The organism is Poseidonocella sedimentorum, assembly GCF_900116005.1.
GTDB classification, from domain to species: Bacteria; Pseudomonadota; Alphaproteobacteria; order Rhodobacterales; family Rhodobacteraceae; genus Poseidonocella; species Poseidonocella sedimentorum.
In genome coordinates this window covers 131,531-144,490 of record NZ_FOYI01000004.1, presented here as the reverse complement: position 1 = coordinate 144,490, position 12,960 = coordinate 131,531, and the positions used below count along the sequence as shown (strand labels likewise).

Below are 12,960 nucleotides of genomic sequence, written 5' to 3'. Positions count from 1 at the left end.
TATCCGGGATCGCCCGCGCAGGCGCAAGAGGGCAGGGGCTCAGGCGAGCCCGGCGATGATCGCGCGCAGGGTCGCGAGCCCCTCGCCCTTGGCGCTGGAGGTCAGCACCAGTTCAGGGAAGGCGGCCGGATGGGTCGCAAGGCGACCGCGGACTTGCGCCAGCACCTTGTCCAACTCGCCCGCCTTGAGCTTGTCGACCTTGGTCATGACGCATTGGAAGGTCACGGCGCTCTTGTCCATCAGCGCCATGATCTCTTCGTCCACCGGTTTGACCCCGTGCCGCGCGTCGATGAGAACGAACACCCGCCGAAGGGTCTGGCGGCCCGAGAGGTACTGTTTCAGCAGCCGCTGCCAGGCGTCGACCTTGGCGAGCGGCGCGTTGGCATAGCCGTAGCCGGGCAGGTCGACGAGGTATTCCAGACCGCCGAGATCGAAGAAGTTGATCTCCTGCGTGCGGCCCGGCGTGTTGGAGGTCCGGGCCAGCGCCTTGCGCCCGGTGAGCGCGTTGATCAGGCTCGACTTGCCGACGTTGGAGCGCCCCGCGAGACAGATCTCCGGCCGGTCCGCCGGCGGCAGGCCGGACATGGCCACGACGCCTTTGACGAAATCGCAGTCGCCCGCAAACAGCTTGCGCCCGCGCTCGACGGCCTCGGCCTCCGGCTCCTCCGCGATGGGAAAGGACAGGTTCATCTCAGCTGCGCCCCTCGCTCATCTCAGTCCTTCTCCACGGCCTTGCGGCTGAAGCTCTTGCGGATGTTTCCGAAGACGTCAGGCGTGTACCCCTGGCTGCGCATGATGAGGTACTGCTGGATGAAGGTGATGGTGTTGTTCGCGATCCAGTAGATCACGAGCCCCGAGGCGAAGCCGCCGAGCATGAACATGAAGACCCAGGGCATCCAGGCGAAGATCATCTGCTGGGTCGGATCGGCGGGCGCGGGGTTGAGCTTTTGCTGTAGCCACATCGAGACGCCGAGGAGGATCGGCAGCGCGCCGATGAACACGAGCGCGAGGATCGAGCCCGGCTCGGGCGGAGCCCAGGGCAGGAGGCCGAAGAGGTTGTAGAGCGAGGAGGGATCCGGCGCCGAAAGATCCCGCAGCCAGCCGATGAAAGGCGCGTGGCGCAGCTCCAGCGTGACGAAGATCACCTTGTAGAGCGAGAAGAAGATCGGGATCTGCATCAGGATCGGCAAGCAGCCGGAGGCCGGGTTGACCTTTTCCTTCTTGTAGAGCGCCATCATCTCCTGCTGGAGTTTCTGGCGGTCGTCGCCCGCGCTTTCCTTGATCTTCTCCATCTCCGGCTGGAGTTCCTTCATCTTCGCCATGGACGCGTAGGATTTGTAGGCCAGCGGGAAGAGCAGCGCCTTGATCAGGAAGGTCAGCGCGATGATCGCCCAGCCCATGTTGCCTATGAGTTGGTTGAGATAGTGCAGCACGGCGAAGATCGGCTTGGTCAGGAAGAAGAACCAGCCCCAGTCGATGGAATCGACGAAGCCCTGGATCTCCGGTTCGGACGGGTCGATCTCGGCGCCGAAGAGCCTGGACCAGAGGCCGGGGTTGTTCTGGTAATCGCGGATCGTTTCCCATTCCTTGGCGCCCGCAAAGAGCCGGGTTTCGACCGTGGCGCTCTCGCCGGGGGCGACGGTGACGGGCGGCAGGACGGTCTCGACCTGATAGACATCGCGCGTGTCGAAATATTTGGCGGTGGAGCGGAAGGCGGTGCCGGGTTGGGGGATGAGCGTGGTCATCCAGTAGTGATCGGTGAAGCCGATCCAGCCGTTCTCCGCGACCTCGATCCGCTCGGCCTGGGCGCGCTCGCGCTCGTCGAGCGTGTAGTCGGTCATCCCGTCGTAGTCGGTTTCTTCCAGCGTCCCGTCGGACATGCGGATCATGCCCTCGTGCAGGATGAAGAAGTTCTTGATGTCCGTGGGCTCGCCGTGGCGGCGCAGTAGGCCGTAGGCGCGCAGGGCTGCGGTGTCGGCGCCGTCGTTGCGCACGGTTTGCGCGATGTCGAACATGAAGTCTTCGTCGACCGAGATGCGGCGCTCGAAGGTCAGGCCGGCGCCGTTCGTCCAGGTGAGAACAACCGGGGTGTCGATGGTGAGGGTTGCGCCTTCGGCCAGGGACCAGAGCGTGTCGGGCCCGGGCACCGCATCGGCGGCAACGCCGGACGCCGCGGCCCAGCCGTAAAGCGCGTAATAGGCATCCGCCTGCCCCACGGGGCGCAGCACGGTCACAATCTCGGAGTCCGGCTCGACCGACGCGCGGTAGTCCTTGAGGCGCAGATCGTCGATGCGCCCGCCGAGCAGCGAGATCGACCCTTCGAGCCGGCTCGTGTCGATGGCCACGCGCGGAATGTCTTCGCTTGGGGCCTCCGCCGCTGCGTTGGCGGTCACGCGACCGGGCGTCTCCACCGCCGGCAAGGTGCCGTCAGCCTGCGACTGCGCCACGGGCGCTTCGGTCTGGGCCGGTTCCAGCGGGGCATCCGGCGGGGGGAAGAGAAGGAACCACACGAGGATCACGACGAAAGAGAGCGCTGTCGCGAGGATGAGGTTCTTGTTCTGACCGTCCATGTGGAACCACCGTTTGAGCATCGGAAACTTGGTGGGGGTTCAACAGGCCATTGCTCGGAAGGTCAAGCGGATTCGCCCCGGCGTGACCGGTCAAAGCCCCTTGCCTGCAAGGGCTCCGGCCTGGGTCTGAATCAGGATTTGCGGGAAAGGAACACCGGCGGCTGGGCGAGGCCGGAGCGGTGGTCCTCGATCCAGGTCATGGTGTTTTCCAGCGGCATGGGTCGTGCGATGCCGAAGCCCTGCACATTGCCGCAGCCGAGCTGGGCCAGCGTGGCGTGTTCGGCGGAGCTTTCGATCCCTTCGGCGATGGTCTCCAGCCCGAGTTGCTCGGCCATGGTGAGCATCGCGGAGACGACGCGTTTTTGCTCGGGGTCGTGATCGACGCCGCTGACGAAGGTGCGGTCGATCTTGAGGCGGTTGATCGCGAAGCGCCCGATCGCCGTGATCGAGGCGTTGCAGGTCCCGAAATTATCCAGATCGATCCGGCAGCCGGTCTCGCGCAGGGTCTCCAGCCCGCGGATCACCATCTCTTCGGCCTGGCCGGAGAGCGCGGATTCCGGGACCTCAATGGCCAGCCGTTCGGGCGCGAGCGCGTAGCGGTCCAGCTCCCACGAGATGCGGTCGACAAGATCGGGGCTGGCCAGCTCGGCCTCGGAGAGGTTGATGCTGACATGCGGGATCTCGAGCCCCGCGAGATCCCATTTGCGCACCGCGGCGAGGGCATTGTCGAGGATGAGCGTGCTGAGCCGTTCCATCGCGCCGGCGGCTTCGAGCGCGGGCAGGAAGTGATCGGGCGAGAGCGGGCCTTTTTCGGGGTGCATCCAGCGCGCGAGCGCTTCGAACCCGGTGATCTCGCCGGTATCGGTCGAGACCTGCGGCTGAAACCACGCGGCGATCTGGCGGCGTTCGAGCGCGTGCAGCGCCTCTGAGCTGTCGCTGCCGGTGGTCGCGGTGGCGTGGTGGAGGGCGCGGACGAAGGCGCGGATCGATCCCGGCCCCTGTTCAACCGCGTCGCCGAGCGCGGATTCGGCCGCGTCGAGGATGGCATGGCCCGAGGGTTCGGGCGACCGGCTGGCAAGGCAGAACCCGACCGCGCAGTCGGCCATCGGAGGCGCGCGCTCGTCGAGCCCGGTCAGCGGCTGATCGAGGGCGGCGAGCAGGCGCCGCGAAAGCTGGATCGCGGCTTCGAGGTCGAGCGAAGCGCTGTTGGGCAGCACGAAGCCGAAACGGGTGGGGCCGAGCGCGTGGATCACATCGTGATCGCGGGAGGTGGCCTTGAGGCGCTTGGCGATCTCCATGCGCAGGGCCTTGGCCCCGCTGGCGCCGTATTGCTGGGCGATGGCGTCGTGGTTGAGAACGTCGACCACGAGACAGGCGCTCTCGCCCGCATCGGCCGGCAGGCGGAACAGATGGTCGAGCCGATTGAGTAGGTCAGGCCGCTGCGGCAGGCCGGTGTCGGCATCGCGGGCGGGCTGATCCGCCGCCGCCCCGGCGTGATCAGGCGCGAGCCAGGCCGAGAGCAGGGGAAAAAGGATCGCGGTTCCGAGCAGGGCGATCTCGCCGCCGCCCCAGAACGCCGCAAGGGACACCGCGGGCGTAAACGCGACCACTTGCGGCCGCGCAAAGGCGAACCTCGCCATATTCCACAAAAATCGTACCCGCATACTCGGCATGGTCCCACAGTTTTCGTTGTTCACCCGGCGGCCAAGAGAGCGGTTTTGGCGTGTAGGTCAAGTTAACGAAGGCTGGGAATCTCGTTCGACTTTTCGTCAAATTCCGCCTCGGCGTCGCGGGTGAGCCCGGCGAAATCGAAGAGCTTGGGGTCGAGCAGGTGCGAGGGGCGGGCGTTGGTCAGGGCGCGGAACATGACCTGCCGGCGCCCGGGGCTGTTGCGTTCCCACCCATCGAGGATCTGTTTGACCTGCTGGCGCTGGAGCCCGTCCTGACTGCCGCAGAGATCGCAGGGGATGATCGGGTAATTCATCGCCGTGGCGAACTTCTCGCAATCGGCCTCGGCCACATGGGCGAGCGGGCGATAGACGAAAAGATCGCCCTCTTCGTTGACCAGTTTGGGCGGCATGGTCGCGAGGCGCCCGCCGTGAAAGAGGTTCATGAAGAAGGTTTCGAGGATATCGTCGCGATGATGGCCGAGCACCACCGCCGAGCAGCCTTCCTCGCGCGCGATGCGGTAGAGGTTGCCCCGCCGCAGACGCGAGCAGAGTGCGCAAAAGGTCCGCCCGGCGGGGACCTTGTCGACCACGATGGAATAGGTGTCCTGATACTCGATCCGGTGGGGGACGCCCATCTTCTCGAGGAACTCCGGCAGGACGGTCGCCGGGAAGCCCGGCTGGCCCTGATCGAGGTTGCAGGCGAGGATATCGACCGGCAGCAACCCGCGCCACTTGAGCTCGTGCAGAACCGCGAGGAGCGTGTAGCTGTCCTTGCCGCCCGAGAGGCAGACCAGCCAGCGCGCGCCGGGTTCGATCATGCCGTACTGCTCGATCGCCTCGCGGGTGTGCCGCACGATGCGCTTGCGCAGCTTCTTGAACTCCGTGCTGGTCGGAGCGCCCGCGAAGAGCGGGTGGATATCGTCGGCCTCGTCGAACATGTCCGGGTCTTAGGGCAGGGGGTGCGCTCGGGCAAGGGGATTGCGGGGTTACCGGCGGGCCTTGGGGACGGGATCGTAGCCGTCACGCCCCCAGGGGTGGCATCGTCCGATCCGCCGCAGGGCGAGCCAGCCGCCCCGCAGGGCGCCATGCGTCTCAAGCGCCTCAAGCGCATAGGCCGAGCAGGTCGGCTGGTAGCGGCAATTATGCCCGACCCAGGGGGAGAAGATCAGCCGATAGGCGCGGACAGGCAGGGCGAGGAGATGGGCGAGCGGGGTCATCGGCGGGGCCGGTTGATCCGGGAGAGCGCGGCGCGCAGATCGTCCTGGAGCGCGGTGAAGTCCCGGCGCGCGGTCACGTCCCGCCGCCCGATGAGCACATAGTCCCAGCCCGGTTGCCCCGCCTCCGGCAGCACCAGCCGCGCGATCTCGCGCAGCCGCCGCTTGGCGCGGTTGCGCGCAACGGCGTTGCCCACCTTCTTGGAGCAGGTGAAGCCCACATGGGCGCTCGGGTCGCCATCGCGCCGGTCAAAGGCTTGCAGGATGAACCCCGGCATCGCCTGTCGCGGCCCGCGCGCGCAGCGCAGGAACTCGGCCCGGGTCTTCATGCCCAGCAGACATACCGAAACCGCCGGAGGCGTCGTCCCCGCGGGTGTCTCGGGGGCCTCAGGCGGTCTCAACATCGGTCAGAACTTTCGCCTTAAGCGCTGAGTTCCTTGCGGCCACGGGCGCGGCGCGCGTTGAGGATCTTGCGGCCAGCCTTGGTGGCCATGCGCGCACGGAACCCATGCCGCCGCTTGCGGACGAGGTTCGAGGGTTGGTAGGTGCGTTTCATCGCTCCGTCTCCATAATCTTGGGCGCGGATCGACGGATCACGTCGGCGCCTCTCGCGTTCGAAGACCTGCCTATACGCAAGCCGTCTGGCCAAGTCAAACACCCTGCGCCCGGTTTGTTGCAAAAAACCGCAAGGCCCCGCCGGGATTGTTTCAATACCCCGGTTTGGGGCGCAGCAAGGTCTGATCTCGCTCACCGGCGATCAATCAGCCGTGAAACGCCGTATCAAATTAGGCATTTGCCGCGCATCTGGGCTGTAGCAACGCGGCAAGCGGGATAGGATGCGAGGATGCAACAGTATGGCCGATAAGATGAAAGACAACAGATCGGGCGCCGGTTCGGGGGCGCTCTGGCGCCGCGCGCCGCTGGTGGCGATTCTCGTCATTGCGGGGGCGGGGCTGATCCTTCTGCGCGATCATCTGAGTTTCGAAGCGCTGCGCGACAACCGCGACGCGCTTCTGGCCTTCCGCGATTCGCACTACCTTCTGGCGGTTGGCGGTTTCATCGCGGCCTATGTCGCAATCGTAGCCTTCTCTCTGCCCGGGGCGACTGTGGCGACACTGACGGGCGGGTTCCTCTTCGCGACCTTCCCCGGCGCGCTCTTCAACATCGCCGGCGCCACCATCGGCGCCGCGCTCATCTTCCTCGCCGCGCGTCTGGGGCTCGGGGACCGGCTGGCCGCGCGGATGGACACAGGCGAGGGCGCGATCCGCCGCATCAAGCAGGGGATCGATTCCAACCAATGGTCGATGCTCTTTCTCATCCGCCTCGTGCCGGCGGTGCCGTTCTTCGTGGCCAATATCGTGCCTGCGCTCGTCGGTGTGCCGTTTTACCGCTTCGTGATTTCGACCGCGATCGGCATCATCCCCGGCGCGGTGGTCTATACCTCCGTCGGCGCGGGGCTGGGCGAGGTCTTCGAGCGCGGCGGGGTGCCCGATCTTGGGATCATCTTCGAGCCGCGTATCCTGCTTCCCCTTCTGGGCCTCTGCGCGCTCGCGACGCTGCCCATCATCATCAAGGCCGTGCGCGGCAAATCGGAGCTCTGATCATGACGGATATCAAGACCGACCTGCTGGTCATCGGCGCCGGATCCGGGGGGCTCTCGGTCGCGGCGGGCGCGGTGCAGATGGGCGCGGATGTGACGCTCGTCGAGGCGCACCGAATGGGCGGCGATTGCCTCAACTTCGGCTGCGTGCCGTCCAAGGCGCTGATCGCGGCGTCGAAAATCGCCCACCACCAACGCAACGCAGCGAGTTTTGGCATTGCCGACGTTGCGCCGGAGATCGACTATTCCCGCGCCATGGAGCACGTGGCCGGGGCCATCGCCCAGATCGCGCCGGTGGACAGCCAGGAGCGTTTCGAAGGGCTCGGCTGCCGGGTCCTGCGCGACTGGGCGCGGTTTCTTGATGACCGGCGCGTGGCCGTGGGCGATGACATCATCACCGCGCGCCGCATCGTGATCGCCACGGGCTCCTCGCCGCTCGTGCCGCCGATCCCGGGGCTGGACGGCGTTCCCTATCTGACCAACGAATCCCTGTGGGATCTGCGCGAGCGGCCCGCTCATCTGCTGATCATCGGCGGCGGGCCCATCGGGCTTGAGATGGCGCAGGCGCATCGCCGGCTCGGCGCCGAGGTGACGGTGATCGAAGGCTCGCGTGCCTTGGGCAAGGATGACCCGGAGGCGGCGGCGCTCGTGCTCGGGCGGCTGCGCGATGAAGGGGTGCGGATTGTCGAAGGGGTCGAGGCGAAACGCGTGAGCGGCGGCGCCGGCGCGATCGTGGTGGAGGGCTCGGACGGCGAGAGCTATCGCGGCTCGCACCTTCTCGTCGCGGTCGGGCGGCGCGCCAATCTCGGCCGGCTCGATCTGGACAAGGCAGGGATCGAGACCGAGGGCAACGGCATCAAGGTCGATGCCGGCCTGCGGACCACCAACCGCCGCGCCTATGCCATCGGCGACGTGGCCGGCGGGATGCAGTTCACCCATGTCGCGGGCTACCACGCCTCCGTCATCATCCGCCCCATGCTCTTCGGCCTGCCGGCCAAGGCCAAGACCGCGCATCTGCCCCATGCGACCTATACCGACCCAGAGCTCGCCCAGGTCGGGCTCACGGAGGCGGATGCGCGCGCCGAACATGGCGACGCGCTGGACGTCGCGCGGTTCGACTATCACCACAACGACCGGGCCATCGCCGAGCGGCGCGACGAGGGGTTCATCAAGGTCATGGTGGTCAAGGGCCGCCCGGTGGGCGCGACAATCGTCGGCGCCCAGGCGGGCGAGCTCATCTCGCTTTGGTCGTTGGCCATTGCCAACCGGCTGAAGATGTCCCAGATTTCCAACATGGTCGCGCCCTATCCGACGATCTCCGAGGTTAACAAACGCGCGGCGGGTGCCTATTTTAGCCCGAAGCTCTTCGAGAACTCCACAGTGAAGCGGGTGGTCCGGCTGGTTCAGCGCTGGCTACCCTGAAGAAAGGCGCAGCGCCGGGCCATGTTCAGATCCCTCTCCGGCCGGTTTCTGATTCTGACCGTGATCTTCGTCATGCTGGCGGAGATCCTGATTTTCCTGCCGTCCGTGGCGCGCTTCCGGCAGGAGTACCTGCTCGATCGGCTGGAACGGGCCCAGATCGCCTCGCTCGCGCTGCTGGCCGATGACGAACTCGATCCCGATCTCGAGGCCGAGCTGCTGGAAAACGCGCGTGTCTACAACGTCGTGCTGCACCGCGACGACATGCGACAGCTGGTGCTCGCCTCGCCGATCCCCGAAACCATCTCGGCCAGCTTCGATCTGCGCGAGGCCACGGCGTGGAGCCTCATCGGCCAGGCGGTCCGGCGGCTGCTGACCCCGCGCGACGAGGTGTTGCGGGTGATTGGCGTGCCGTCGAGCGATGCGGGGATGCTCATCGAGGTGACGATGTCCTCGGCGCCGCTGCGCATGGCGATGCTGGACTACGGAATGCGCATCCTGCTGCTCTCCGCCGTGATCTCGGTAATCACCGCGATCCTGCTCTTCTTTGCCGTGCGCCGCCTGCTGGTCACGCCCATTCATGACGTGGTCGCGGCGGTGCAGACCTATGCCGCCGCCCCCGAGGACGCCCGCCGGATCATCGAGCCGCGGAGCGGGATCACCGAGGTGCGCGAAGCGGAAGAGGCGCTGCGGTCGATGCAGGTGGAGCTCACGGCGGCACTCAAGCAAAAGGAGCGGCTCGCCCAACTGGGGCAGGGGGTCGCCAAGATCAGCCACGATCTGCGCAACATCCTCACCAGCGCGCAGCTTTTCGGCGACCGGATCGAGACCAGCGAGGATCCGGTGGTGCGCCGGCTGGCGCCCAAGCTGATGAACTCGGTGAGCCGCGCGATCAACCTCAGCGAGGCGACGCTGGCCTTCGGCCGCTCGGAGGAGCCGCCGCCCAAGCTCTCGCGCTTCCTGCTCGAAGATGTGGTGCATGATGTGATCGAATCCGAGCGTCTCGCGGCGGGGGATCACGACATCAGTTTCGCCGAGGACGTCCCCTCCGGGCTTCAGGTGCGCGGCGATCCCGAACAGATCTACCGCGTGCTGTCCAACCTCGTGCGCAACGCGCGCCAAGCCATCGTGGCCACCGGCGAGCCGGGGGAAATCTGCATCCATGCGGAAGAGGACGCCGAGTACTGGCGCATCGAAGTGCGCGACACCGGGCCGGGCCTGCCGCCCAAGGCGCGGGACCATCTCTTCGAGCCGTTTCAGGGCTACACCAGCAAGGGCGGCTCCGGTCTTGGCCTGACGATCAGCCTCGAATTGCTGCGCGGCCACGGTGGCGATCTCAAGCTCATCGAGACCGGCGAGGGCGGCTGCACCTTCGAAATCCGCCTGCCGCAGGCGGCGGCGCTGACGGTGTGAAAAAACATCTCACCTTTTCCAGATTGCCCCTTGCAAACCCCTCCGCCCTGCAATAATTCAGCGCTCCACGGACTGGTAGCTCAGTTGGATAGAGTACTTGACTACGAATCAAGGGGTCGGGGGTTCGAATCCTCCCCAGTCCGCCACTTTCCCCTGAAGACATCGCAATAAGCCCCTGCAAACAGGGGTGTGAAATTCGCGTGGCGAGACGCGTCCGCTCCCGGCTCGAATGGTTGCCGGACACAGGCTGCTCAGGGGTGGTGGAGGGCGAATTGGGTACGGGAAACCTTCCCGCACCCATTGGCGTCAGGTCTTCAAATCTCGACGCGTTCCGCTTTGCCGCTGCTCAGCGCGCGATAGGCAGCCTCGGCCAGGGCGAGGGCTTTGAGGCCGTCGTCGAACACCGGAATGTCGGCGTCCTGCCCGGAGACCTTGTCCAGAAAGCCGGACAACTGCGCGACGAATGCGTCGCGATACCGTTCGATGAAGAAGGTGTGGTAGGGCTGCTGCACCTCGGTGGCGGCGGCGCCGAAACGTTTGAGGCCGTGCGGCGTTCGGTTCGTGCTTTGGAGCATCCCGTCGCTGCCGACGGCTTCGAGGCGTTGATCATAGCCGTAGGGCGCCTGACGCGCGTTGTTGATGCAGATCTGGCGGCCGGCCGCGGTGCGCATCACGATCATCGCGCAGTCGATCTCGTCAATATCGGCCATGCCGGGATCAATCAGCGGCGCGCCTGTCGCCCAGAGCTCGACGGGCTCGTCGTCCCCGAGGATGAACCGGGCGAGGTCGAAGTCGTGGATCGTCATGTCGCGGATCATGCCGCCCGCGCCGGTGAGGTAGTCCCGGCCCGGCGGCGAGGGATCGCGCGAGGTCACGATCAGCTGCACCAGTTTGCCGATCTCGCCGGCCGACACCGCATCGCGCAAGGCGCGGTGGCCGGGATCGAAGCGGCGGTTGAAACCGATCTGGACCGGCACGTCGCTGCCCGCGATCGCGGCCTGACAGGCTTTGACGCGCGCGATGTCGAGGTCGATCGGCTTTTCGCACAGGACCGGCTTCCCGGCGGCCACCGATGCCTCGATGTAGTCGGCATGGGTGGAGGTCACGGAGGCGACGATGATCGCATCCACATCGGGATCCGCGAAGATTTCCTCGGGGGAGGCGGCGGCCCTTACTGGTGCATCGCCGATCAGGGCGGCCACCGCGTCGGGATTGACGTCATGGACGCTGACCAGCCGGCTGCGCGGATTGGCCTGGACCAGCTCTGCGTGCATGCGGCCGATCCGGCCACAACCGATGAGGGCAATGTTCACCATTCCGGGGTACTTCCTTGAGTGTGGTTTGCGGTGAGGGGGCGTGCGGGCAACGCGGTGGGGCTAGCCATCTGTGCCCCCCTTGAACCCCCGCAGGACGTTGCGCGTGGCGGCGACGAGCGGCTCATGGGTGTCTTTGAGGATCTGGACCCGGTCGAAACGGTCGGGATCGCGGTTGACCGCCTCGCGGAGCGCGGCGCCAAAGGCCATGCGCAGCTCGGTGCCGATGTTGAACTTGCAGATTTTCGAGCCCCGCGCGAGGCGTGTGCGCTGCTCAAACGGTACGCCGGAGCCGCCGTGGATCACCAGCGGCACCTCGGTCACCGCCTCGATCGCGCGGATGCGCGCCTCATCGAGGCCGCCTTGCTTGTCCTGTTGCAGGTGTACGTTGCCGACCGAAATCGCCATCGCGTCCACCCCTGTTTCCCGCGCGAATTGCGCGGCTTCGTCCGGGTCGGTTCCGGCGGAGCCTTCGCCGCCCGAATAGCCCACGAACCCGATCTCGCCTTCGCAGGAGACACCGGCGGCATGGGCCATCTCGGCGATGGCGGCGGTTTCGTCGATGTTCTCGGCCAAAGGCTTGCGCGAGCCGTCGAACATGACGGAGGTAAAGCCGCTGTCGATGGCGATCCGGCAATCTTCGGAGGTGTAGCCGTGATCGAGATGCGCCACGACCGGAACAGACGCGGCTTCCGCCAGATTGCGGAACATCGCGCCGAGCACGGGGAGCGGCGTGTGGTCGCGACAAGACGGCCCGGCTTGGAGGATCACCGGGCAGTTTTCCGCCTCGGCCGCGGCCACGTAGGCGCGCATGTCCTCCCAACCGAGCGTTACCAGACCCGCGACGGCATGGCCGTCCCGGAGCGCTGTCCTCAGGACCTCTGAGAGTGTGACCAGGCTCATTTGAACTTCGCCACCATGTCCATGATCCCGGGGATCGTGTGCAGCTGTTCTTCGTGGGTCGGCTGGAAATACTGCTTCAGGCTGCGCTGGGTGAGGCCGCCAAGGATGGTGAAGTAGTACATCTCATAGCCCGGCAGAACGGCGCAGGGATGGTAGCCCTTGTCGATGAGGATCGTGGAGCGGTCCATGATGTGATAGGCGTCGCCCGGCGCGTTGTCCTCGCGTTGCAGCATCTGCATCCCCGAGCCCTTGTTCGGGCGGAACCGGAAGTTGTAGGTCTCGTCGTGGCGTGTCTCGATCAGCTCGCCGTTCTCATCTCGCCGGTCGGTGTCGTGCTTGTGGCTCGGAAAACCGGACCAGCCGCCCGCGCCGACGGTGTAGAGTTCGCTGACCAGCAGGCGGCCGACCTTGCCATGCTGGGCCCCGCCCAGAATGTGCTTGATCTTGCGGTGGGTCTTGGTGTCGTCGCTGCCGTATTGCACGAGGTCGAGCTCGGCTTCGCGCACATCGAAGGGCTCCAGGACCTTGTCGTATTTCGCCCCGGCGATGAAGACCTCCGCCGTCTCGCTGACGCAGGTCAGCCGGGTCTTGGCGCCGGTCGGGACATAGACGCCCTCGGGCTCGCCGTCCCAGACGTCGACGCCGCGGTTGCCGAGCTTGGCAAAGCCCGCGCCGTCCACATCCACGTCGATGGTGCCGGTGGCGGGCACGACACAGGTCTCGTACCCCGGCACGGCGTAGTCGAAGCTCTCGCCCTGTTTCAGCGTGACGATGTTGAAATAGTTCAGCGGGACAAGGTCGTGGTCCACGTCCACGATGGGTTTGTTCCGGTTGTCGTGCGGCGCGATATGCATGGGG

The 12,960-nt window shown here is 66.2% G+C and carries 13 protein-coding genes and 1 tRNA gene; 4 read left to right on the top strand and 10 right to left on the bottom strand.

The features are described 5' to 3' along the window. Positions 1-39: 39 nt before the first annotated feature. From yihA to rpmH, 7 genes are all read right to left on the bottom strand, one after another. Positions 40-690 carry a ribosome biogenesis GTP-binding protein YihA/YsxC gene (gene yihA, locus BM353_RS07660; RefSeq protein ID WP_092078851.1) on the bottom strand — a complete coding sequence of 217 codons (651 nt, stop codon included), beginning with the start codon at positions 688-690 and terminating at the stop codon, positions 40-42. A gap of 23 nt (positions 691-713) precedes the next feature. After that, positions 714-2,570 carry a membrane protein insertase YidC gene (gene yidC / locus BM353_RS07655; protein ID WP_092079226.1) on the bottom strand — a complete coding sequence of 619 codons (1,857 nt, stop codon included), beginning with the start codon at positions 2,568-2,570 and terminating at the stop codon, positions 714-716. 131 nt (positions 2,571-2,701) lie between these two features. Continuing rightward, positions 2,702-4,159 (bottom strand): GGDEF domain-containing phosphodiesterase, encoded by a 1,458-nt coding sequence (locus BM353_RS07650; protein ID WP_177220490.1) that lies wholly within the window; start codon positions 4,157-4,159, stop codon positions 2,702-2,704. A 146-nt stretch (positions 4,160-4,305) separates the two neighbouring features. After that, positions 4,306-5,178, bottom strand: coding sequence for a tRNA 2-thiocytidine(32) synthetase TtcA (gene ttcA / locus BM353_RS07645; protein ID WP_092078845.1), 873 nt, complete (start codon positions 5,176-5,178; stop codon positions 4,306-4,308). 48 nt (positions 5,179-5,226) lie between these two features. Then, positions 5,227-5,457, bottom strand: a complete 231-nt coding sequence (gene yidD / locus BM353_RS07640) for a membrane protein insertion efficiency factor YidD (protein ID WP_092078842.1) — start codon at positions 5,455-5,457, stop codon at positions 5,227-5,229. Next, complete coding sequence (gene rnpA, locus BM353_RS07635) at positions 5,454-5,783, bottom strand: ribonuclease P protein component (RefSeq protein ID WP_245759599.1); 330 nt, start codon at positions 5,781-5,783, stop codon at positions 5,454-5,456. The genes yidD and rnpA overlap by 4 nt, the downstream gene beginning before the upstream one ends. A 92-nt stretch (positions 5,784-5,875) precedes the next feature. Next, the gene (gene rpmH, locus BM353_RS07630; protein WP_008554144.1) at positions 5,876-6,010 is read right to left on the bottom strand and encodes a 50S ribosomal protein L34; all 135 of its coding nucleotides are present in this window, start codon (positions 6,008-6,010) and stop codon (positions 5,876-5,878) included. A gap of 310 nt (positions 6,011-6,320) precedes the next feature. Here rpmH and BM353_RS07625 point away from each other — a divergent pair, with 310 nt between their 5' ends. The 4 genes from BM353_RS07625 to BM353_RS07610 all read left to right on the top strand — a co-directional run bounded on the left by BM353_RS07625 (position 6,321) and on the right by BM353_RS07610 (position 10,032). Beyond that, the gene (locus BM353_RS07625; protein WP_092079223.1) at positions 6,321-7,055 is read left to right on the top strand and encodes a TVP38/TMEM64 family protein; all 735 of its coding nucleotides are present in this window, start codon (positions 6,321-6,323) and stop codon (positions 7,053-7,055) included. Between the two features lie 2 nt (positions 7,056-7,057). Next, positions 7,058-8,476 carry a dihydrolipoyl dehydrogenase family protein gene (locus BM353_RS07620; RefSeq protein WP_092078836.1) on the top strand — a complete coding sequence of 473 codons (1,419 nt, stop codon included), beginning with the start codon at positions 7,058-7,060 and terminating at the stop codon, positions 8,474-8,476. Between the two features lie 21 nt (positions 8,477-8,497). Continuing rightward, positions 8,498-9,886 (top strand): sensor histidine kinase, encoded by a 1,389-nt coding sequence (locus BM353_RS07615; protein ID WP_092078833.1) that lies wholly within the window; start codon positions 8,498-8,500, stop codon positions 9,884-9,886. Between the two features lie 69 nt (positions 9,887-9,955). Next, positions 9,956-10,032: transfer RNA gene (locus tag BM353_RS07610), tRNA-Arg, on the top strand. A gap of 168 nt (positions 10,033-10,200) precedes the next feature. On the opposite strand, the gene iolG is transcribed toward BM353_RS07610, so the two are convergent. The 3 genes from iolG to BM353_RS07595 are packed head-to-tail and all read right to left on the bottom strand — an operon-like array spanning position 10,201 to position 12,956. Beyond that, entirely contained in the window at positions 10,201-11,202 is a 1,002-nt protein-coding gene (gene iolG / locus BM353_RS07605; RefSeq protein ID WP_092078830.1) for an inositol 2-dehydrogenase, read from the bottom strand. A gap of 60 nt (positions 11,203-11,262) precedes the next feature. Next, on the bottom strand, positions 11,263-12,102 hold the full coding sequence (locus BM353_RS07600) for a class II fructose-bisphosphate aldolase (protein WP_092078828.1): 840 nt from the start codon (positions 12,100-12,102) through the stop codon (positions 11,263-11,265). Then, positions 12,099-12,956 carry a 5-deoxy-glucuronate isomerase gene (locus BM353_RS07595; protein WP_092078825.1) on the bottom strand — a complete coding sequence of 286 codons (858 nt, stop codon included), beginning with the start codon at positions 12,954-12,956 and terminating at the stop codon, positions 12,099-12,101. Before BM353_RS07595 ends, BM353_RS07600 begins: the two co-directional genes overlap by 4 nt. Positions 12,957-12,960: the final 4 nt, after the last annotated feature.